Source organism: Serratia sp. BIGb0163 (assembly GCF_024809935.1).
Taxonomy (GTDB): Bacteria; Pseudomonadota; Gammaproteobacteria; order Enterobacterales; family Enterobacteriaceae; genus Serratia; species Serratia quinivorans.
On sequence record NZ_JANUDZ010000002.1, the window covers coordinates 55,110 to 75,832 of the forward strand.

The 20,723-nt window shown below is 49.7% G+C and carries 18 protein-coding genes and 5 pseudogenes; 18 read left to right on the forward strand and 5 right to left on the reverse strand.

What is annotated here, in order from left to right; translation table 11 throughout:
* The 3 genes from M2406_RS11105 to M2406_RS11115 form a co-directional block, all read right to left on the reverse strand.
* Complete coding sequence (locus M2406_RS11105; protein ID WP_197810125.1) at positions 1-558, reverse strand: response regulator transcription factor; 558 nt, start codon at positions 556-558, stop codon at positions 1-3.
* Positions 559-1,055: 497 nt separating this feature from the next.
* On the reverse strand, positions 1,056-1,541 hold the full coding sequence (locus tag M2406_RS11110) for a hypothetical protein (RefSeq protein WP_197810126.1): 486 nt from the start codon (positions 1,539-1,541) through the stop codon (positions 1,056-1,058).
* A 6-nt stretch (positions 1,542-1,547) separates the two neighbouring features.
* Positions 1,548-2,291 (reverse strand): transcriptional regulator, encoded by a 744-nt coding sequence (locus M2406_RS11115; RefSeq protein WP_259190008.1) that lies wholly within the window; start codon positions 2,289-2,291, stop codon positions 1,548-1,550.
* 492 nt (positions 2,292-2,783) lie between these two features.
* Here M2406_RS11115 and M2406_RS11120 point away from each other — a divergent pair, with 492 nt between their 5' ends.
* From M2406_RS11120 to M2406_RS11170, 12 genes and pseudogenes are all read left to right on the forward strand, one after another.
* Positions 2,784-3,311, forward strand: a complete 528-nt coding sequence (locus M2406_RS11120; protein WP_033651427.1) for a fimbrial protein — start codon at positions 2,784-2,786, stop codon at positions 3,309-3,311.
* Between the two features lie 85 nt (positions 3,312-3,396).
* Positions 3,397-3,933 (forward strand): fimbrial protein, encoded by a 537-nt coding sequence (locus M2406_RS11125; protein WP_197810128.1) that lies wholly within the window; start codon positions 3,397-3,399, stop codon positions 3,931-3,933.
* Between the two features lie 141 nt (positions 3,934-4,074).
* Positions 4,075-6,609 carry an outer membrane usher protein gene (locus M2406_RS11130; protein ID WP_197810129.1) on the forward strand — a complete coding sequence of 845 codons (2,535 nt, stop codon included), beginning with the start codon at positions 4,075-4,077 and terminating at the stop codon, positions 6,607-6,609.
* Between the two features lie 143 nt (positions 6,610-6,752).
* On the forward strand, positions 6,753-7,496 hold the full coding sequence (locus M2406_RS11135; protein ID WP_276552712.1) for a fimbria/pilus periplasmic chaperone: 744 nt from the start codon (positions 6,753-6,755) through the stop codon (positions 7,494-7,496).
* A 27-nt stretch (positions 7,497-7,523) separates the two neighbouring features.
* Positions 7,524-8,174: a fimbrial protein gene (locus tag M2406_RS11140; RefSeq protein WP_371078826.1), complete on the forward strand. Its 651-nt coding sequence runs from the start codon at positions 7,524-7,526 to the stop codon at positions 8,172-8,174.
* A 46-nt stretch (positions 8,175-8,220) separates the two neighbouring features.
* Positions 8,221-8,700, forward strand: a complete 480-nt coding sequence (locus M2406_RS11145) for a fimbrial protein (RefSeq protein ID WP_197810131.1) — start codon at positions 8,221-8,223, stop codon at positions 8,698-8,700.
* A complete protein-coding gene (locus M2406_RS11150) occupies positions 8,697-9,182 on the forward strand; it encodes a fimbrial protein (protein WP_197810132.1) in 486 nt (161 codons plus the stop codon). The genes M2406_RS11145 and M2406_RS11150 overlap by 4 nt, the downstream gene beginning before the upstream one ends.
* Positions 9,183-9,193: 11 nt before the next feature.
* The gene (locus M2406_RS11155) at positions 9,194-9,712 is read left to right on the forward strand and encodes a fimbrial protein (protein ID WP_259190010.1); all 519 of its coding nucleotides are present in this window, start codon (positions 9,194-9,196) and stop codon (positions 9,710-9,712) included.
* Positions 9,705-10,700, forward strand: coding sequence for a reverse transcriptase domain-containing protein (locus tag M2406_RS11160; protein WP_197810134.1), 996 nt, complete (start codon positions 9,705-9,707; stop codon positions 10,698-10,700). The genes M2406_RS11155 and M2406_RS11160 overlap by 8 nt, the downstream gene beginning before the upstream one ends.
* 518 nt (positions 10,701-11,218) lie before the next feature.
* Positions 11,219-11,566 (forward strand): hypothetical protein, encoded by a 348-nt coding sequence (locus M2406_RS11165; RefSeq protein ID WP_197810135.1) that lies wholly within the window; start codon positions 11,219-11,221, stop codon positions 11,564-11,566.
* A 1,377-nt stretch (positions 11,567-12,943) separates the two neighbouring features.
* Positions 12,944-13,124 (forward strand): annotated as a pseudogene (locus M2406_RS26515) (IS3 family transposase); the annotation flags it as partial.
* A 114-nt stretch (positions 13,125-13,238) separates the two neighbouring features.
* Positions 13,239-14,011, forward strand: a pseudogene (locus tag M2406_RS11170) (IS30 family transposase); the annotation flags it as partial.
* 33 nt (positions 14,012-14,044) lie between these two features.
* Here M2406_RS11170 and M2406_RS11175 read toward each other — a convergent pair.
* Positions 14,045-14,299, reverse strand: a pseudogene (locus M2406_RS11175) (integrase core domain-containing protein); the annotation flags it as partial.
* A gap of 663 nt (positions 14,300-14,962) precedes the next feature.
* Positions 14,963-15,085 (reverse strand): annotated as a pseudogene (locus tag M2406_RS11180) (IS3 family transposase); the annotation flags it as partial.
* A 315-nt stretch (positions 15,086-15,400) separates the two neighbouring features.
* Here M2406_RS11180 and M2406_RS11185 point away from each other — a divergent pair.
* From M2406_RS11185 to M2406_RS11210, 6 genes and pseudogenes are all read left to right on the forward strand, one after another.
* A pseudogene (locus M2406_RS11185) lies at positions 15,401-16,203 on the forward strand (Fic family protein).
* A gap of 255 nt (positions 16,204-16,458) precedes the next feature.
* Positions 16,459-17,094: a carbonic anhydrase gene (locus M2406_RS11190; RefSeq protein ID WP_012005022.1), complete on the forward strand. Its 636-nt coding sequence runs from the start codon at positions 16,459-16,461 to the stop codon at positions 17,092-17,094.
* 207 nt (positions 17,095-17,301) lie between these two features.
* Entirely contained in the window at positions 17,302-17,598 is a 297-nt protein-coding gene (locus M2406_RS11195; protein ID WP_259190013.1) for a helix-turn-helix domain-containing protein, read from the forward strand.
* Between the two features lie 4 nt (positions 17,599-17,602).
* On the forward strand, positions 17,603-18,925 hold the full coding sequence (locus tag M2406_RS11200; protein WP_259190015.1) for a type II toxin-antitoxin system HipA family toxin: 1,323 nt from the start codon (positions 17,603-17,605) through the stop codon (positions 18,923-18,925).
* A gap of 161 nt (positions 18,926-19,086) precedes the next feature.
* Positions 19,087-19,299 (forward strand): hypothetical protein, encoded by a 213-nt coding sequence (locus M2406_RS11205; RefSeq protein WP_259190016.1) that lies wholly within the window; start codon positions 19,087-19,089, stop codon positions 19,297-19,299.
* Positions 19,296-20,723: an ATP-binding protein gene (locus M2406_RS11210; RefSeq protein WP_259190017.1), complete on the forward strand. Its 1,428-nt coding sequence runs from the start codon at positions 19,296-19,298 to the stop codon at positions 20,721-20,723. The genes M2406_RS11205 and M2406_RS11210 overlap by 4 nt, the downstream gene beginning before the upstream one ends.

Consider the following 20,723-nt stretch of genomic DNA (forward strand, 5'->3'; position numbering starts at 1 on the left):
TTAATGTCCTTTTATTGGCTGGTGGCGGGATAAACCCCCCTGCAGCATCCAATGGAAGAGTTCGTTAGTGCGTCTGAAATTTAATTTTTTCATTGCCGCGCGCTTGTGAGAGCTTATGGTTTTCACTTTGATGCCCAGGCAATTTGCCGCGCAGGCATGTGTTTTACCCTGCACGAGGTGACACAACACTTCATGCTCGCGCAGGGTGAGCGGTTCACGGAGAAAAACCTGTTCTTCGGGCGGATGTTTCCCGGGTAATGATTGCGATAGGAAAATTTTTTTTTCAATCAGTTGCAGTAAAGTCTTCACCGACTGGTGCCGGTAAAAGACATTGTTTTTTTCCAGGTCGCGATAGAGGTGTTGCAGGTGAAAATCCCTATTATCCACGATGGCAAAATAATGCGATTTACCGCTGTTGGCATGATATTGGCTACGCGGGGCGATGAAGGTACCACAGCGGATGGCCTGAAAGATAATATCCGCAGGTTCCGTCATTGAACGACCAAGAATAAATTTAATTTTCCTATTTTTACTTTTAAAGTAGGTGGATAACGCCATGATCAATCCTGCCATGTAAAAATTGTCATCGTCTATGATGGCGATAGTTAATTTTTTATTTATGATTGGATATACCGTGCTCTTCATTTTCCCGGCGCTCTATTTTTTAAATGCTGACTTGCAGTTTTAATGATTTTTTGAGGGTGTTGCTATTCGACGTCACTCTCCTCATGGCCCTGAAGGGGAGGCTACTTTGGCGCTGTCACATCATTGATTATTAGTTTGTGGCCACATAAATGCCGGTTAATCAGCGACACTATTAGGCTACCCAACGCACTACGGGTATTCAACATAATGAATTTCACTGAGGTTATGTGGTTTTAAATTCTTTTTTTATTTGTTTGTTAGCATTTTATCTTGTCGTGATTGATGTTGTTGGATTTGGTTAGATGACTTAACTGCGGTTGTTTTTTATATGTCCCGTAATGTTATGTCTGATGAGACCTGGCCCTGAGGGGCATAATCGTTAACAGTATAAACAATTATGCCCTCAGGATTTAATGCTCTATAACGGCACAGACAAAAAAGGGATTGGTTAGCCCTTTAACAAGAAAAAGGTTTTTACTCAATCGCTTCGTTTCCATATAGAACGCGACGCCGGGGGCCTCTGGCAGAACGTACTTCTGCCAAATATCGTCCGGAATATTATCGATGGGCTGGCGTTCCTCCCGGGTAATCATAGCCTTAGTAAAGCCTCTAAAGTCAGAATCCTTGATGGAAACGAACATCCGCCTGGAAATAGCATAATTTTTATTTAACCCTTTAAGGGAACCCACCGCGAGCACTTCACTTCTGCCTTCCTGGGCAGTGACAACACTGATATCCAGGTTGAGCTCAAGTTTCCTGCCATCCATGGAAACAATGTGCGAACTCGCGTGGGTATTACAGCGAAAAGGTTTCCAGCTCGCGTAGTTAACGTAAAGTGCAACACCACTCAGGATGACGACGAAGAAAACGGAAAGCCCGATAATAATTCTTTTCATTTCAACTTACTCGACCGATTTGTAGTTGTTGCAGTTTTTGTAATTCACATTGTCATTTTTGGTGCACGCGGCCATAAAATGAACTTTGAACAACTCGTTGGTGGGGCGAGCTTCCATATAGAAGATATCATGAGCTCTCTGTGTGCAATCTATCTTCTCTCTGGCCAGCATCTTTCGCGCCCTATCGGACTGTTCGATACCTTGTTTACTATCATCCAGGGTATAAATATTACATTTATCCTGAACACCGACCAACGTTGGTTTGTCATCCTTGGTCAGGGCAACGAATGTTGCCGCTGTTGCAATGGTTATCAGCGCAAGGCCGAGAAAAAACACCGGCTTTTTTGTCCTGCGCGGTGTTTTCTTTGATTCAGCGTCTATTAATAAAGGGCCGGCATTTCTTTCTGGCTCCGGCTCTCGGGGTGTGGGGGCATTCTCGCTCTTTTCAATCGCGGCAGGTTCTTTCGGTCCCTTGGTCTCGGGGTGGATTTCCGCTTCCATTTTGAAACCTATTCGCGGCACGGTGACCAGAATATTTTTGTTTACCCCAAGCGCCTCAAAGGCTTTTCTCAACTCGCTTATATGATTACTTAGCGTAGCGCTGGAGGGGGAAAACCCATAGTCCTCCCAGACGTGCTTGATTAGCGTTTCGCGCGGCAATTCGATTTTATTATTTTTTATCAACTCACTTAACAAACGCGTTGCCGGGTTAGATAACCCTACTGTTAGTTGGTTATTATTTCTAAGCATTAATAGTCGACCTTCCGGGTCGAAAACTATAGTTAGATTTATTATGTATTTCATGTGGTTACCCGGTCATTCCTCGTATGTAAGCAACAAAGCAATTAACGATAAGAATAGTCTTATCTTGCGATTAATAGAATCTATGAGAGTTCCGCACCGCCCGTCAACACCTTTCATTAGAATTATTTTCCCACCTAGATGTCTTTGAAATTAAAGGAGTGTTAGGTTTTAATTTTTCTTGTTGATTTGGATTTTAATTCTAATTAATGGTGGTAATTTATTTTATTTTAGTTTTTTTATCTAATTTTATATCATTAATTAGATTATTTATCTTTTTTGATTTTTTGGGATTATCATTTTTATCAGTCGCCAGTAGCTATAACGCAACGAAATGACAGGGTGTGAAACTACTCTCTCACGCGTTGACGGTATGGAACTAAAATAATGGCGACCTCACGATGATAATGGGATAAGACCTTCATTAAGGATAAAGTAAAAATGAATTTGAATAAAACCATGATGGCAGCGGTATTGGCTTTCGGTACTATCTCTGGCGCACAGGCTGCTGATCAGGGACACGGTAAAGTGACCTTCACCGGTTCTATTATTGATGCACCTTGTTCAATTGACCCTAAGTCTATTGATCAGACCGTAGATTTAGGTTCGGTATCTAACGTTTCTCTGCTTAATGGCGGTAACTCTGACCCGAAACCTTTTGAAATCCATCTGGAAAAATGCAGCCTGGACACTGCTAAAACCGTGACCACGACCTTTGATGGTGCGGCGGGCAAGAACGGCTTACTGGGCATGACCGGTGATGCCAAAGGCGCCAGCATTGCGATTACCGATGGCAGCAACAATGTGATTGAACTGGGCAAACCTACTGCGGGCCAGCTGATTAGCGCCGGCGCGACAGAAGCAACCCTGGCCTTCAGCGCCTACCTGAAAGGTGACGGCGGTGATGATGCCTCTATTGTCCCAGGAAAATTCCAGAGCGTGGCTAACTTCATCCTGAACTACAAATAATCTGATTTGATGGCAGGTCTAATCATGCATGCGGGTGATACCCCGCATGCATTCTTGTCAGAGTAGCCCGTGGGAGATGTAATAGATGAAACAGCTAGGAATTCATTATTCGGCGCTTTGCCTGTTAATGCTGTCACCCCTCCAGAATAGCCAGGCAGCGACCTCTGGCTGGGGGCGGGTTAACATGCAAGGCGCTGTCATCGAAACGGCCTGTGCCATTGATACCAACAGCCGCGATCAAACGATTGATATGTCGGTACTGCCGTTGAGCCAAATTATGCGTGACGGGCAAGGGCTGACTCGCCCATTCAGCATAAAATTGATTAATTGCGTACTGGATCGTATGGATGAAAGTTTGCCGCAGTGGCGACGTTTTCAGGTGACATTCGATGGCCGGGTAGATAATGGGTTATTCGGTGTCGATGGGACGGCACGTGGTGTTGCGCTCCAGCTTGCAGATAACGACGGCAATATTGTCACACCAGGGATCCCTTCGCCTTATCTGGATATTACCGAGGGAGAGAGAGAACTGAATTACTCTCTGAGGTTGGTCAGCAATCAACAGATATTGCGCAGCGGAGAATATACCTCGACTATTAGATTTAAAATGGATTATTACTGATCTGTTTCTGATGAAGAAACATTAAAGAGTAAAAGCTCATTCAAAAAATGTGCCTGTCATTTATTTTCCGGCGCATGGGAATGCAATGGTTTTCATTGATAGCGCTGGTGTAAAAATAAGAATAAAAAGGGACTGATAAGCATGATGATGCCGAACTGGAATGTATTACCCTTCCGCCCCCGTGCTTTGGGTATTTGTATTGCCTGCGCGCTGGGTTTTGTTGGGTATTATGCCAGTGCGGAAGAGGTGCAGTTCAATACTGATGTTCTTGACGTAAAAGATAGGGGGAATATTGATCTGGGCCAGTTCTCGCGTGGCGGATATATCATGCCTGGTGATTACATGATGCTGATCCGTATTAACAAGCAGGAATTACCAGAGCAATCCGTTATTTTTTACCCGGCGGAAAGTGATGCCAACGACAGTGCCGCGTGCATCAGCCCGGCCATGGTCGAACAGTTCGGTTTAAAACCGGACATGAAAGAAAAACTGACCTGGTGGCATCAGGGCGAGTGCTTAACCTTGGACAGCCTGCCGGGTACGTCGGCGCATGCCGATTTGGGCAGCGCCAGCCTCACCGTTAGCCTACCGCAGGCCTATCTGGAATATGCGGCAGACAACTGGGATCCGCCATCGCGCTGGGATGAAGGTGTTCCGGGGCTGCTGCTGGATTATTACCTCAATGCGCAGACCCAGCGCCAGCAGCAGCGTGGTCAGCAGGGATATAACCTCAGCGGCAACGGCACGGTGGGTGCCAACCTGGGTGCCTGGCGGCTGCGGGCAGACTGGCAAACGCGGCTGGATCACCAAACCGGCAGTGGGCAGGGGACTCGCCAGAACTGGGATTGGAGCCGTTATTACGCTTACCGGGCCATTCCTCGCTTGGGGGCGAAGCTGTCTGTCGGGGAGAACTACCTGTATTCCGACATCTTTGACAGTTTCCGGTTTACCGGCGCCAGCCTGATCAGCGATGACAGCATGTTGCCACCGAACCTGAGAGGTTACGCACCGGAGGTCACCGGCGTGGCGCGTACCAACGCCAAGGTGGTCATCAGCCAGCAGGGGCGAGTGCTGTATGAAACACAGGTCGCGTCCGGCCCGTTCCGCATTCAGGATATCAACGACGCGGTCTCGGGGCAGTTGGATGTGCGGGTCGAAGAGCAGGACGGCAGCGTACAGGAGTTCCGTATCGATACCGCCAGCATTCCGTATCTGACCCGGCCAGGGACGGTGCGTTACAAAGTGGCGAGCGGTCGCCCTTCAGACTGGAAGCACAGCACCAATGGGCCACTGTTTGCTACCGGTGAATTCTCCTGGGGGGTCAGCAACGGCTGGTCGCTGTACGGCGGTGGCGTGGCGGGCGGCGATTATAACGCCTTGGCTGTGGGGATCGGGCGGGACTTGATGATGTTTGGCGCGCTGTCGTTTGACGTAACCCAGTCGCGGGCACGCTTGCCGCAACTGGAAGATGGCACGTTGACCGGCGGTTCTTACCGGCTGAGCTACTCGAAAAACTTCGACGAGTATGACAGCCAGGTCACCTTCGCCGGTTACCGCTTTTCGGAGCGCAACTACATGTCGATGAGCGAATACCTGGATGCGCGCACTTATGGTATGCGCAACCAGAACAGCAAAGAGATGTATACCGTCAGTTTCAGCCAGCACTTCCGCGATCTCGGGTTAAGTGCCTACCTGAACTACAACCACCAGACTTACTGGAGCAGCTCGGCCAACGATCGTTACACCCTGACGCTGTCGCGCAATTTCGACATCGGTCAGTTCAGGAACCTGAGCCTGTCGCTGACGGGGTATCGCAATAAGTATAACGGCACCAACGACGATGGCATGTACCTTTCGTTGTCGATGCCGTGGGGCGGCAACGGATCCGTCAGCTACAGCGGCAGCTATGACCGCAACGACAACACCCATCAGGTGGGGTACTACGATCGACTGGAAAACGGTGACAGTTATCAACTAAGCAGCGGTATTACCCGCAGCGGTGGTATGGCGAGCGGTTATTACACCCATCAGGGCGATATGGCGCAGGTAAACGCCAACGCCAGCTACCAGGAAGGGCGTTATTCGTCGGCCGGGGTGTCGTTACAGGGGGGGGCGACCGCCACCTTTAAAGGCGCGGCGCTTCACAGGTCAGGGATGATTGGGGGCACCCGCATGATGCTGGATACAGACGGCGTGGCGGATATCCCGATCGGCGGTTATGGCGCAGTGACCCGCACCAACCGCTTCGGTAAAGCGGTGGTAACCGACGTGAACAGTTACTACCGCAATAAGGTCAGCATCGATGTAAACAAATTGCCTGAAAACGCCGAGGCGACGCGCTCGGTGGTGCAGGCGACGCTGACCGAAGGGGCGATTGGTTACCGCAGGTTTGAGGTGATCGCCGGTGAGAAAGCGATGGCGGTGATCCGCCTGGCGGATGGCTCCACGCCGCCGTTCGGCGCGACAGTGCAAAACCACAAAAAGCAGGATGTGGGTATCGTTAACGACGGCGGCAGTGTGTACCTGAGCGGCATTAATCCGAACGAGGAAATGACCGTGCACTGGAGTGGGCAAGCGCAATGTGCGCTTACGTTACCGGCGCAAATACCGCACAGTGGCACGACCGATCTCCTACTGCCGTGCCGTCTGTTACCAGTGGACGCGGCGGCGGAATAATGGGAGCGAAAAACCAATTTAGCCAACGTGGCAGGCCGGAACTGCTTCTCCATCTCCCGGCCTATTTTTTATCGAATTTAATGTAAGTCAGATAGTGAGTTATCAAAATGAATCTAATGAATCTAATGAATCTAATGAATCTAATGAAGCAATCCTTTTTCCCGCTGGCGGGCGGTCTGCTGGCCGGTGTGTTGGGCATTCAGCAGGCGCAAGCAGCGGTTGCGCTGGACCGCACCCGTGTGGTGTTTAATGGCGGCGAGAAATCAACCAGCCTGAGTATCAGTAATGAAAACAAGCAGCTGCCGTACCTGGCACAAGGTTGGGTGGAAGATGCGCAGGGCAATAAAATCACCACGCCGTTGACGGTGCTGCCGCCATTGCAGCGCCTGGAACCAGGGGCAAAAAGCCAGATCAAGGTGCAGGCCTTACCGGCCGCCAACCTGCTGGCGCAAGATCGCGAGACATTGTTCTATTTCAATCTGCGTGAGATCCCGCCAAAGAGTGAAAAGCCCAACACGCTGCAGCTGGCTTTGCAAACGCGCATCAAACTGTTTTATCGACCCAAAGCGCTGAGCAATGTCGAGGGCGCGGCCCCCTGGCAGGAACAGCTGACGTTGACCAAAGTGGGCGACAAATACCAGGTGAACAATCCGACACCCTATTACATCACCCTTGTCGATGCTGGCAGTACGCCGGGTGGCGCCGGTGCCAAGGGGTTTGAACCGCTGATGGTGGCGCCGAAAGACAAGGGAACGCTGAATTTGGGCGCGTCTGCGCTCGGCAATGCGCCGGTGCTGACCTACGTCAATGACTACGGTGGCCGCCCGCAGTTGCAGTTCAGCTGTAGCGGGGCCGAGTGCAAGGCCAAGCCCGTCAAGCCAAGCTGATAACCGAGCGTAAAGAGGGAACGGAACATGCAACAGCGAAAACAACAGAGCGGCTTTTTGTCTTGCCCTGAGCGGCGATACCTGTTGGCCAAGGTGGCTGCGGTGCTGATGGTGCCAGTGGTGGTCGGCAGCCTGTGGGCGCTGATGCCCGAAGCCTACGCTGCGGATAATTGGAACGTTGACGGCGCCAATGGGGTGTTGCATGTGCGTGGCGCGTTGACTGAAAGCGCCTGCCGTCTGGAAATGACCTCGGCTTATCAGGATGTGTGGCTGGGGGAAACCGGCACCGCCCGGTTGACGCAGGTGGGCGCGCAGGGCACACCGGTGGCGGTGCAGTTGCGCTTGCAAGATTGCCTGCGCAGCCCGGCTAACAACCGCGATGAACGCAGCGGCAATCTGTTGTGGGGGGCACATCAACCGGCGGTGTCGCTCAGTTTTGTCGCCCCGGCGGACGCGGACAACCCGCAGTTAATCGCGGTGCGTGGGGCATCTGGTGTTGCGTTGCGCATGGAGGATACTCTCGGCAGGGATATTCGTCTGGGTAGCCGTGGGGCTCCCCTGATACTGGCCGCAGGGCAAGACGCGCTGGATTATGTTGTGACGCCGGAACGCACGCGTGCACCACTACAAGCTGGAGCGTATTCGGCCCATATAGACTTCAGGCTTAACTATGACTAAGGCGACTGCCATGGATGCTAAGAGGTCATACAGACGAAGACCGGCAATGTATGCGGTAGGTCTGGCGCTCGCGGTCTGGGGAGGATGCTTCCCGGCAATGGCGAAAACGGCCACCACTACGGTGACGGTTAAAATCACGCTGACGGCGCCGCCGTGCGACATCAACGACAACAACCTGATTGAAGTGAACTTCGGCAACGACGTGATGACCACTCGTGTGGACGGCGAATATAAGAAAATGCCGATCCTCTACTCGGTGCAGTGCAAAGGGGATACATCGGGGGCGGTCCGGATGCGTATTGATGGCGAGGGCGCTGCGTTTGACGGCGGGGTATTGAAAACCAATAAAACAGATTTTGGTATTGAGCTGCTTAATAACGGCAAGCGGTTACCTATCAAGAGCTGGCTGAACTTCAGCTATCCCACGTTACCGAAACTCGAGGCCGTGCCGGTCAAACGCGCTGCCGCCAGGCTGAGCGGCGGGGCGTTTTCCGCCGGTGCGACGATGAAGGTGGAATATCGATGAAATGCTATTCAGGCATCACCTTACTGCTGGCCTGCGGCATGCTGAGCACGCCGGTGCAGGCGGCGGAGAACATGAAGTTCTACGGTACTCTGGTAGAGCCCCCCGCTTGCACTATTAATAACGGCGGGAATGTTGACGTCGATTTCGGCCACCGGGTCGGGGTTAAAAAGGTCGATGGGGTGAATTATTTGCAACCGATGAATTACCAGATTACCTGCGATCCCAATGCTAATGCCTGGGCGATGACGCTGGAGATCGTCGGTACCCCTGCGGATTACGATCGGGCGGCAGTCGTGACTGGCGTTACCGACCTGGCTATCCAGATTAAGCAAAACGGCGTGGCCTTTGAGTTGAACAAACCGATACCCATTAGCCTGACTAACCCACCACGGCTTGAGGCGGTGCCAATAAAACGGCCGGGAGCGACGTTAAAAGAAGGGCCGTTTGAAGCTACTGCTACGTTGAAGGCGGTTTACCAATGAACAGGGGCAAGATGCATTTGAACGCCGCCCTGATCGCGGGGCTGCTGGCGTTGAGCGGTGCGGCACAGGCCGATAACGTACGCCTGCACGGCGCGTTGGTGGCGGAACCCTGCGTGATCGCGCCGGGGGACGAAAGCGTGCGGTTGGACTTTGGCACGGTGATCGACAAATACCTGTACACCAATGAGCGGACTCACGGGCAGGCGTTCGATATTCACCTGACGGAGTGTGATCTAAGCCTGGGCAAAACGGTGAAAGTGACCTTCAGAGGTACGGAAAACCCGAACCTTAAGGGGGTGCTGGCGATTGATGGTGGCAGCCGGGCATCCGGCATCGCGATCGGCATGGAAACCCAGGGCGGCCAACCTTTGCCGTTGAACAAGGCCGGTGAGGGCTACCGGCTGATTAATGGCAATAATACCCTGACGGTGCTGGCCTATGTGCAGGGGGAGCCAGAGGCGATTGCCCAACGCCGCATTGTGCGTGGGCCGTTCAGCGCCATCGCCACCTTTAGTCTGGAATATGAATAACGCTGAGCGTGATTGGCTTGAAGCCTATAGCTGGTTGGGTAAACGACGGCGACATGCCCCGCCCAATGCGGATATTTGGCATTTGCGCTTTCATTGGCAAGAACGTAGTGAGGCGCTGTATCGGCAAGTGCGCAGCGGTAAATACCGCTTGCAACCCATGCAGTTGCACCGTCATCACGACAGAAGCTGGGTTCAGTGGAGCGCGCAGGATGCGCTGGTGCTGAAATGGGCCACCTTGCAGGTGGAAGAGCAACTGCCCACTCATCCACGTTGCGTCCACTTAAAAGGGCGCGGCGGGGGCAGGCAGTCTGTAGCGCAGGTCTGGCAGGCGCTCACCTCGGGTGAGTACGCCTTTGTTTATCGGACGGATATCCGTGGTTACTACCGCCATATTCGCAAAGCGCAGGCGTTGAGCTTGGTGCAACAGCACATTGATGCACCGGTACTGACTGGCCTTATTGAACAGTATTTGTATTACAGCGTCGAGGATGGCGGCGAGATTTTCACCCCGCAGCACGGCATTTGTCGCGGTTGTGCACTTAGCCCGCTGATTGGCGCCAGTCTGTTGCATCACGTGGACAGCTATTTTGCAGCGCAGGAGGGGACCTTCTATACGCGTTATATGGACGACTTTGTATTGCTGACCCGTACGCGCTGGCAACTGCGGCGCTGCGTTAAGCGCTTATCTGAATTTTTTAATCTGAGTGGTTTTGAAACACACCCGGATAAAACCCAATTGGGAAGAATTGAGCATGGATTTGATTGGCTGGGTGTGTGGTTTACACCCGAGGGGCCCACCATTGCGCCCCGCGCGTTAGAAAATCACCGAATAAAGCGCCAGCGGCTTTACGAGCAGGCCCGTCGGCGGGGGTTGTCAATCGCAGACTCCGAGGCGCGTCTGCGGGCGTATGAGGCTCGGTGGAATATATGGGCGAATGGCATGCTTCGGTACTGCCTCATCCTTCTGAAAACTAGGAGTCATGTATGAAGCATGCTTTATGCGCATGTGCGATCAATATCTGTATGAGTGTATACCCGTCAGTCGTGACGGCAACGTCCGGCGTTGTCTCTCCAGGATACATGAGTAATCCCCCTGCAACTGGGTACGTCAACAATGCAGTTGGACCGTACACTTATGGCAACTATGTTCCTGGTGCGTCGACGGCGTGCGGAGGGGGTATATGGGTGTATAGTGGTAACGAAAATGGGAAGTATTACTTCAATACTTACCTCGAATCCAACGCCGGCAAACCTGCGGACGGAGGGGTTAATTGTTACGGCGAATTCATTAGTACTAAGATGACCAAGAATGAGGCGACGGAGGCAATGACGAGAATTTTATCGCGGCCGGTTTCGTTTCCACTCAACTCACCCAATCTCCCTAATTATTACCCAGCACGGGCAAACACATGCTCCTTTAGTGTGTCTTTCCGTTATGGGCCTAAGTATGGGTACGTCATCTCCGCGTACGCTAACACATACTTCACACGTCCAGATGAGTGTCGCATGGAAAGCAATCCTGAACCCGTGCATTGCAACGTCTACACGCCTGGGACGATCACGCATCGCACTACCAATGTAGGATCGGTCCGAGCAACAGCCTACGGTCAACTGAACATCGAATGTAATAGAGAAACAGATGTGACCATATCTGTTGGCGACACCTATCTGGACCTCGCATCCGCCGACGGACTGCTTGAATCTCGCATTTATGTGGACGAAACCGGTCAACAATCGACACGTTTACATGCAAATCCGCGAGGGGATGTAACCCTGATCAGTTTCATCGACACCGTAACTACCCGGCCCGGGGTCTACCACGGGGCTAAACTGATAACAGTGACTTGGGACTGACATGGCTGCTTGTGCTACATGTCTCGCTCCGCTGCATAGCGTGATGTTGTTGTACCCGCAAGTAACGTCACCATGCGTCTACGGTCGGAACCGTGCCGCTCCAGTCACCGCGGTTGGTATTAGATCACCTCGGGTGACATGACTGCAATTTTGTACCTGGGTACCGATTGTTGATTGTGAGGTAGGAAGTACAGTGTGATCATTTATATCACAAACGCGTGAGGTCAGGGGATAAAACCCATAAAGGTCCTACGGACGACCGTGGGCTGTACAGCGGCACCGCGAACGGAATCGGCTTACCATTGGGGGGGCGGATGCGGTCCTGGGTGAATCTCGTGGAGGGCCTGTACGGTGTGCGCCCAAGGTGCATAGTCGTGTCTAGATACGTGATGAGTGTGATATATGTACTGTATTGATTTAAAAATTAAAATAGGCATGTGAACAGTGTGGGTATTTTTTCCATAAATCTTTCTTGCGTAAATAAATGTGTAAAGATCGAGTGAGTTTGAACAACTAGGCGGTGCATTCCTTATGTTATGCATATGTTTGAGTTTTCGTTTAGTTCGAATATTGGGAATGGAGTTGGAATAATTAACTCCATATACTGTGACGGACCGTATGCTTATAGGTGGTGCGAAAATTTTACTGGGGGCACAAAAAGGGGCATACCCAGATGTGGTTCATAGCTTATCTTTATTTTTCATTCGGTTGTGCATGTATGTGTGTCCGGGAGGGTCTCCAAGGACTGCTCTATGGACATCCAGCCGCAACCTGTGTTGTGCAACGTAACGGCCAGTGAATCTATCCAACATCGGAGTCAGAATATTGGGACTGTCTACAGTAGGAGTACCGGACGTATCGGTGTGGAGTGCTCATCCGCGACCACTGTGACTGCCTCCGTCTCAACCTCTGGGATGACCCTTTCGTCCGGCCCCTCGACTCTAGGTTCAAACCTATACGTCGGTGCTGACGGCCAACTTCAGACACGGGTTATGGCGTCACCCAATGCTACTATTCCTCTGATTAGTACAGTGGACGCGACCGGATTAACAGCTGGTAGTTACTCTGGGTCGAAGGTTGTCATTATAGACTGGGAATAACGCATTGGGGGGGCTCGGGCCTCGTCTATTGGCAAAACCACCAAAATGGGGGGGAATGACGATGGCCGGTGCTGCCTCGCGCTGGAGTGGTATGGAGAAATTGGCCTCCTGAAGCGAGGTGATATGGTCACCTCAGAACAACACAGGTGCACCAATAAAGAAGAAATTTTAGCCCTGAATTCAAACGCGAATCGTCTCATCTAGTTGTCGATTAAAACACCCATCACTGACGCTGCAATAAGGTGATGCTACGACTAAAGGACAAGGGCCAAGCTGAGACTTGTCCAAGGCTATAGATGTTGGTCTTCCACGATGACGCAATGGGGCAAACAACTGCGTGATGAGCGTCAGGGCAAAACGCCAAAAGCCTCCCCGATACCTTAGGAAAAAATCGAAATACGTGAGCTACAAAAAAACACAACGCATTGAAATGGAAACGAAATATTAAAAAAGGCTACTGTAGATTCAATTGATCAATGCAACATCGATGCTAAAACATGGAGTAGCGGAGGATTATTGAATGAAACCGTACATTATCGGCAGTGGAAAAATAGTTTGTTTTCGATTCATGGATGAACGGCATCGTCTTCAGTGAGATTGCTACAACCCTATATTCTAAGCCAGGCGCCATTTTCACTATTGTAAGAGACTCTGGGGGCATGATTCCCAACGTGCGTAAATGTGCTGTATCACATTTAACTTTATCTGAACGGGAAGAAATACGTGTTGGCTCTCTGCTAAAAAAAGTATCAGAGCTATTGCGCAATCAGTCAATCGTTCGCCTTCTACTATCTCAAGAGAAGTTCAACATAACCGTGGCCGACGCTATTACAAAGCGGTGGTTGCGAACAACAGGGCGAACCGAATGGCCAAAAGGCCTAAGCGCTGTTTGGTGGAGATAAACGTGGATCTGCGGGATTTGGTTTTGGAAAAACTGGAGCTCAAATGGTTTCCTGAACAAATATCCGTATGGCTTAAAAAAACAGCGCATCACCGAAAAACGATGCAAATATCAGCAGAGACGATTTATTAAACCCTGTATTTCCGTACCCGAGACGCCTTACATCATCTGCTGGTAAAGCATCTGCGTCGTTCCCACAGTCTACGTCATGGAAAACGCCATTCTCGCAAAAGGGAGCGAGGGACGATTAATATCGTCAATGGTATCTCTATTCATGAGCGCTCGAGGCATATCGACAATCGGCGTTCGGTTGGCCACTGGGAAGGTGACTTAGTCTCGGGCACAAAAAATACGCACATTGCTACTCTCGTTGATAGGAAATCACGCTATACCATCCTCCTGAAACTGAGGGGAAAAGACGCCACTTCAGTGAATCATGCCTTGTGATCTCTTCCCCAAATAAGCGCCAGGCTAAATCAGGGATTCATGAGGCCGTTCACTGTTGTATTCATTCAGCCAACGTTCCGTTATTTCCCGTGCTTCACTCAGTGTTCTGAACAGATAAAAATCCAGTATTTCGGTCCGGTAAGTTCGGTTAAACCGTTCGATAAAGGCGTTTTGAGTCGGTTTGCCTGGCTTGATAAATTCCAGCATCACGCCATGGTCCTCAGCCCACTGTGCCAGAGCCAGTGATATCAGCTCCGGCCCGTTATCCATTCGCATCTTCAGCGGATAAAAACAGTTGCTATGCTCAAACTATAGGGCAGGATCGTCTACCGGCGGGGGGGCAGTCCAAACTATAGGGCAGGATCGTCTACCGGGGCGGGGTCAGTCCAAATATGGGGGGCAATCCATAATCAACGGGGAGCAGGTCAAGACTAGTTTTTAGTTTTATGAATTCTAACCATACACCAAACGTGCACAGTGGTGCATAGTTGAGTGATGAGTAATTTACATGTAATTCATTGATTTAAAATCATAAATTTAACACATGAACAGTATGCATAGTTTTTCCATAAATCTTTCTTGTGTAAGGCAACTAGGAGGGGGCGAAATCTTGTTCAGCACATGGATGCGTCCTGATTATTTCGTATACATTTGAGTTTTCATTTAGTACGAATTCCTAAATTGGAGTTGTATGAATCAGCTCAAAATTCTCCAATTACTATTCAGCCTCATGCTTGGTGCGAAATTTTTACTGGGGGCACAAAAAGGGGCATATGTATTTGTAGTTATTAGTTAATCTTTATTTTTCATTGTATTGTATCAATGTGTGAGTCCGGCCTTCGCACCATTAGTACAGCGCGAACAAGAAGCCACCGAAAGGTGGTTTTTTTGTGCCTGAAATTTGGCATGGTGGAGTGCCCCCGTTCCGGTAGACAGTTTCTGTCCTCGCGGCGAGGCCTTTTCGAAGACCTCAGGGCTGACGCCACCGAGATGGCTATGGTGCCGGGTACGGCTGTAGCACACTTCAATGTAATCGAAGATATCCACCCGGGCCATGTCCTGATTTTTATAGTGAGTTAACCCAACGGGCAGTAAAACTCTCGGCAGTGCAATCAATTTATGCAGGCAAGCTACGCTGCATATCCAGATAGGTCGATAAAAATGACCTTTTTAAACCTAACCCCCAACGTGTTTATGACAGCGGCATATTCCGACTCTGTGTCGATGAAATTCGTTTTTTAAACATATGGTTGGGATAGATCTAGGGTATCGACAGGTTCCGGTGATATATCGATAAAATGCAATTTTTTAAACATGATGGCGTGACATGTTTATGGCATCGACATGAGATGGCTATATGTCGATGAAAACGGTTTTTATAAACATATGAACTGGGATCCAGAAACTCCTTACAACGATTTGCCGATACTGCCGCCCGATCTGGAGCGTGTTGAAACGCGCAATGTACTCAAAGCGTGCATAAGTGCGCGCGCAGCGATCGCAGAGTTGAAAACTGCAGGTGAGCTGATCCCCGATCAGGGTTTGCTGATTAATATCCTTCCTATGCTGGAAGCGAAAGACTCTTCGCGCATTGAGAATATCGTGACTACCAGCGATCAGCTCTTCCAGTATGCAGATCACGCAGATGGCGCAGATTCGGCCACCAAGGAAGCGCTGCGCTATCGTACAGCACTTTATGATGGCTACACCCACCTCGAGGCTTATCCGCTCTGTACAAACACCGCGATAACTATCTGTACCAAATTACGCGCAGTGCAAACCGATATCAGGAAAACGCCGGGTACGGTATTGCGCGATCAGAACAAAAACGCTGTGTACACCCTCCCCGTAGATGAAGACGCTATTGGTAACTTACTGGCGAATTGGGAGCGATTCATACACGGCGATGATGATTTAGATCCACTAGTAAAAATGGCTATTGCGCACTATCAGTTTGAGTGTATTCATCCCTTTCCTGACGGGAACGGGCGAACGGGCCGTATCCTGAATAGCTTTTTGCGCAGCCGTATTGCCGGATCGATAACCTTGTGGAACGCGGTGTAGCCAAGCGTCAGACGGCATCAACGTATCTTAAGCAACTGGTAGAAATTGGTATTCTGGAGGAAATGAGAGTTGGCCGTGAAAAGCTGTATATCAACACCAGGCTGCTACAGGAATTGAATCAGTAGTTATATACCCATTAAGGTAGGGGCAACGACCTATCCGTGCTCAATAAGTGGGGGGAGTTCACGGTCACCCCCTCAATTAAAGAATGCGCAGAGGGCGGTTATCCCCAATTTAACCGCGTTGCCGCTACTCGTCATTGCCACTTTTGCAGGCACGATCCGCAGTCCCCTGAACGTTCATTTCCCTCCAATAGATACTGGACTAACCGGGAGTGATGATTATCATGTTATCGATACTACCGATCCAGAGAGCGTGCTATGCAACATATCATTGAAGGTTTCCTCAGCTTCCAGAAAGAGATTTTCCCACAGCGTAAGGAACTCTTCCGCAGCCTTGCCTCCAGCCAGAACCCTAAAGCGCTTTTTATTTCGTGTTCTGACAGCCGCCTGGTACCCGAGCTTGTGACTCAGCAAGATCCGGGGCAGCTTTTCGTTATCCGTAACGCAGGCAACATCGTTCCTTCCTTTGGCCCGGAACCGGGCGGCGTGTCGGCGACCATCGAATACGCGGTGGTGGCACTGGGCGTCACGGATATCGTGATTTGCGGCCACTCGAACTGTGGCGCCATGAAGGCGATAGCCTCTTGCCAGTGCCTTGACCCGATGCCTGCTGTGGCCCACTGGCTGCACTATGCGGACGCGGCCAAAGCGGTGGTAGAGAAGAAAACGTGGGATAACGAAATCGACAAAGTTAACGCTATGGTCGAAGAGAACGTCATCGCCCAGCTAAATAACATTAAGACTCACCCGTCCGTTGCCGTGGGTCTGCGCAACAACGGCCTGCGTCTGCACGGCTGGGTGTACGACATCGAAAGTGGCGAGATCCGCACGCTGGATAAAAATACCAAGAATTTTGTTTCACTGGCGGATAACCCCGCAGTTCACTTTGAATAAAGCGATGCCTGGCCTTGGCTATGAAATTCAATCCACGTTTCGGCGTGGATTTTTTTCGGCATAAATTTAGCTTATCTAACAGTCTTTAAGCTGTATTTATAATTTAACACCCTATAAGCTGTATTTTGCATTTACAGCCTGTGGGGTGTAATGTGAATGATACAGCTTATAATCTGTACACAGCGATAAGACAGCGAGCCGCTATCTATGAATACCGTCTATCCGTTAAAAACACTAAGCCAGCTACGTCCTTTATTGGTGGGTTTCCGTAAAGCAAAAGGCCTGACGCAAAAAGACGTCTCTGAGAGGCTGGGCATCACCCAGCAGACCTATGCTCGCCTGGAGTCAAACCCGGCATCAGCCAGCCTGGAACGTTTGTTTAGGGTGTTTAATGTGCTGGGTATTGAAATGGTGTTTTCATCAGAGCTTACCTCTCCGGGATGTGAAACCGAAGAAGCTTCTGCCGAACATAGAAACTCACCCGCCAGACGGGAACAGTGGTGATGAGATGCGCCGTTCGCAACAACGCTTAGCTATCTGGATGAACGGTATTCCGGTGGGATACTGGGAAAAGCACAAAGGTGAAGATCGGCTGGAATATCACCCTGACTGGATTGCTGATAGTCAGGGGCGGCCTTTGTCGCTTTCGTTGCCTTTCACGCCGGGGAATCAACCTTATCGCGGCAACGTAGTACGCGATTATTTCGATAACCTGCTGCCTGATAGCGAAGGGATCCGCCGACGTCTGGCAATGCGTTATCATGCCGAAAGTCTGGATCCCTTTGATTTACTGGCTGAGCTTGGCCGTGATTGCGTTGGCGCTATACAGCTTCTTGATATTGACGAGCAACCCGCCCAGATCTTTTCCATCAGGCAGCGCCCGCTTTCAGAGGCGCAAATTGCCGAGATGCTTCGCAATACTGCCACGGTGTTACCGGGGCAACATGGCCAGGATGACGACCTACGTTTATCTATTGCCGGCGCTCAGGAAAAAACAGCGCTGTTGTGGCATGACAATCAGTGGTGTTTGCCTGAGGGAAATACGCCGACCACGCATATTTTCAAATTAGCGCTGGGGCTGGTGGGCAATATGCGAGCTGATATGAGCACATCCATTGAGAATGAGTGGCTCTGTTCTCTCATTCTTGAACACTATGGAGTGCCTGTCGCAAGAACGGCTATTGCGCAATTTGAAGATCAAAAGGCACTGGTCGTTGAGCGTTTTGACAGAAAACTTTCAAGCGATAAACAGTGGTGGATCCGCCTGCCGCAAGAAGATATGTGCCAGGCTCTGGGCTTTTCGCCACTGAGGAAGTACCAGTCAGATGGTGGCCCCGGTATTACAGATATTATGGAAGTTCTGAGTCGTTCAGATCAGGCTGCAGCAGATCGCAGACACTTTTTTAAGGCGCAGATTATCTTTTGGCTACTGGCTGCGACCGATGGCCACGCAAAGAATTTCAGTCTTGCGCATTTACCACAAAATCGTTACCACATGACGCCACTGTACGATGTGTTATCCGCGTGGCCAGTGATTGGCCAGGGGAATAGCCAGATAGCCTGGCAGAAGTGCAAACTGGCAATGGCCGTTCGCGGTAGCAGTAACCATTACCTCATTAGCCAGATCCGACGCCGTCACTGGATAAAACACGGTGAAATAACTGGGTTAGGCCAGTATGAGGTTGAATCCATTATTGAAGAGCTCCTCGCGGATACTCCGGGAGTCATTGATCGTGTCGCTGGACTGCTGCCTGCTTCGTTCCCACCGGAACTAGTGGCATGCATTTTTGATGGTATGCGGCAGCAGTGTGTGAGGTTGGCTGGGGGATGAAATGTTGTGCCCAGTATCAATCAATATAGGGATTATTCCACTGATTACAGCACAGCATTGTCTTTCATCTCGGTTGACCATTAGTCAATCAGATAGGTAATATTCCACTTACTAAATATAGGTTAAATACTTAACAAGTCTAATTAATACGGGACTCTGGAATGAATAATAATTTAGAAAATGACCTAGTAAATGAACCTGATGCGACCCGGTTAATCTTTGGTCTCAGAGACACTGGGTACAACGTTAAGACTGCATCAGCTGATATTATCGACAACTCGATTGCTGCAGATGCGGATCAGATAAATATCGAGATTATGTTGCATTATGACGGCCGAAAAAAGTTTATTTCGGTGATAACGGGAAAGGCATGAATGCCGAAGGTATCCATAAGGCTATGCGTTATGGAGCTGCTGAGCGAGAAAATCCGGAAAGTTTAGGAAAATTCGGACTTGGCCTGAAGACAGCTTCTAGCTCTGCTTGTCTTAAGTATACCTTGATTTCGAGAGACTCAAATAGCCAAAATCTGACCAAACTTGCTTGGGATTTGGAGCATGTCGCAGCGCGCGATGCGTGGGAGATGCTTAATGAGCCAATCACTGCAGATGAACAAGAAAAGTTTAGTGAGTTATGTGGTGAAACAGGAACGCTTCTCATTTGGGAAAAGTGTGACAGAATTTTAACAAAGGAGTATGAACCCGGTAGTACCAACGAAAAAAATGCTATCAATAGGCTTATCTCAAGCATAACTAAGCATGTTTCACTCGTTTATCACCGATTTTTAGACAAACAAGACGTTCGTGAACGCAATATTGATATATTCATTGATGGCAAAGCGGTAGAACCATGGAATCCGTTTTATCCAAGTAAGGCAGAACAGGTTCTGCAGGAAAAGTTTCAAAATCTTGAGGTAGAGCTACCCGATAATTCAGTCGATATTGCGAATATGAAAGCATGGATCCTTCCTCACAGTAGGGATATGACTGATGATGAGAAGGCTCAAGCACGCATATCGAACAAGGCCCAAGGCTTTTACATATATCGTGAAGGTCGCCTAATTCAATATGGTGGCTGGATGGGTGTCTTTGGTGTTATTGAACCCCATAGTTCTTTATTACGTATTGAATTTGACTTCGGCCATAAACTGGATGACGCATTTCACATTGATGTGAAAAAATCTCGAATTTTGTTTCATCCTGATCTTATTGAGGGTTTAGAACAAATCCTAAAACCCATCTACAGAGAAGCAAAAAATCGCTATCGTAGGAAGAATTCCCAACAAGTAAACTCTCAAGTAATTGATCATTCTAGTTCCAATAAAAATATTGCTGGTACGGAAAATGCCGAAAAACCGAAAGTAACATCTGTTGATCAGAAAACGCAATCAGCTTTCATATCCAACAATTTGGGGCCAAAAATCAAGCTTCGTGTGCAGGTCCAAAGCCATGTAAATACTGAAACTGTTTATGTTGAGGCAGTGGAAGATATAACTTCTGGTGAACTTTGGCAGCCCGCACTTCGTAGTCCTAATGAAAGCGGTTATGTGCCAGCTGTATTACTTAATAAGCATCATGACTTCTACCAGAAGATCTATAAACGGGCAGCGGCGAATGGGTATGCGGTTGAAGGAATGGATATACTTTTGTGGGCTTTTGCAGTGGCAGAGCAGAATAATACCAACGAAGAACTAGAGCCAATTTTTGAAGATATCCGTTCAGAGATTTCGAATAACCTTCGAAAGCTCCTACGTAATGTCCCAGACCCAGAACCAAGTGAACTGACCGCTGAAGAAGATTGA

Excerpts from the sequence above, each read along its gene's own strand:
- M2406_RS11105 (WP_197810125.1), bottom strand. The coding sequence starts at position 558 with ATGGCGTTATCCACCTACTTTAAAAGTAAAAATAGGAAAATTAAATTT.
- M2406_RS11110 (WP_197810126.1), bottom strand. The coding sequence starts at position 1,541 with ATGAAAAGAATTATTATCGGGCTTTCCGTTTTCTTCGTCGTCATCCTG.
- M2406_RS11115 (WP_259190008.1), bottom strand. The coding sequence starts at position 2,291 with ATGCTTAGAAATAATAACCAACTAACAGTAGGGTTATCTAACCCGGCA.
- M2406_RS11120 (WP_033651427.1), top strand. The coding sequence starts at position 2,784 with ATGAATTTGAATAAAACCATGATGGCAGCGGTATTGGCTTTCGGTACT.
- M2406_RS11125 (WP_197810128.1), top strand. The coding sequence starts at position 3,397 with ATGAAACAGCTAGGAATTCATTATTCGGCGCTTTGCCTGTTAATGCTG.
- M2406_RS11130 (WP_197810129.1), top strand. The coding sequence starts at position 4,075 with ATGATGATGCCGAACTGGAATGTATTACCCTTCCGCCCCCGTGCTTTG.
- M2406_RS11135 (WP_276552712.1), top strand. The coding sequence starts at position 6,753 with ATGAAGCAATCCTTTTTCCCGCTGGCGGGCGGTCTGCTGGCCGGTGTG.
- M2406_RS11140 (WP_371078826.1), top strand. The coding sequence starts at position 7,524 with ATGCAACAGCGAAAACAACAGAGCGGCTTTTTGTCTTGCCCTGAGCGG.
- M2406_RS11145 (WP_197810131.1), top strand. The coding sequence starts at position 8,221 with ATGTATGCGGTAGGTCTGGCGCTCGCGGTCTGGGGAGGATGCTTCCCG.
- M2406_RS11150 (WP_197810132.1), top strand. The coding sequence starts at position 8,697 with ATGAAATGCTATTCAGGCATCACCTTACTGCTGGCCTGCGGCATGCTG.
- M2406_RS11155 (WP_259190010.1), top strand. The coding sequence starts at position 9,194 with ATGCATTTGAACGCCGCCCTGATCGCGGGGCTGCTGGCGTTGAGCGGT.
- M2406_RS11160 (WP_197810134.1), top strand. The coding sequence starts at position 9,705 with ATGAATAACGCTGAGCGTGATTGGCTTGAAGCCTATAGCTGGTTGGGT.
- M2406_RS11165 (WP_197810135.1), top strand. The coding sequence starts at position 11,219 with ATGGAAAGCAATCCTGAACCCGTGCATTGCAACGTCTACACGCCTGGG.
- M2406_RS11190 (WP_012005022.1), top strand. The coding sequence starts at position 16,459 with ATGCAACATATCATTGAAGGTTTCCTCAGCTTCCAGAAAGAGATTTTC.
- M2406_RS11195 (WP_259190013.1), top strand. The coding sequence starts at position 17,302 with ATGAATACCGTCTATCCGTTAAAAACACTAAGCCAGCTACGTCCTTTA.
- M2406_RS11200 (WP_259190015.1), top strand. The coding sequence starts at position 17,603 with ATGCGCCGTTCGCAACAACGCTTAGCTATCTGGATGAACGGTATTCCG.
- M2406_RS11205 (WP_259190016.1), top strand. The coding sequence starts at position 19,087 with ATGAATAATAATTTAGAAAATGACCTAGTAAATGAACCTGATGCGACC.
- M2406_RS11210 (WP_259190017.1), top strand. The coding sequence starts at position 19,296 with ATGAATGCCGAAGGTATCCATAAGGCTATGCGTTATGGAGCTGCTGAG.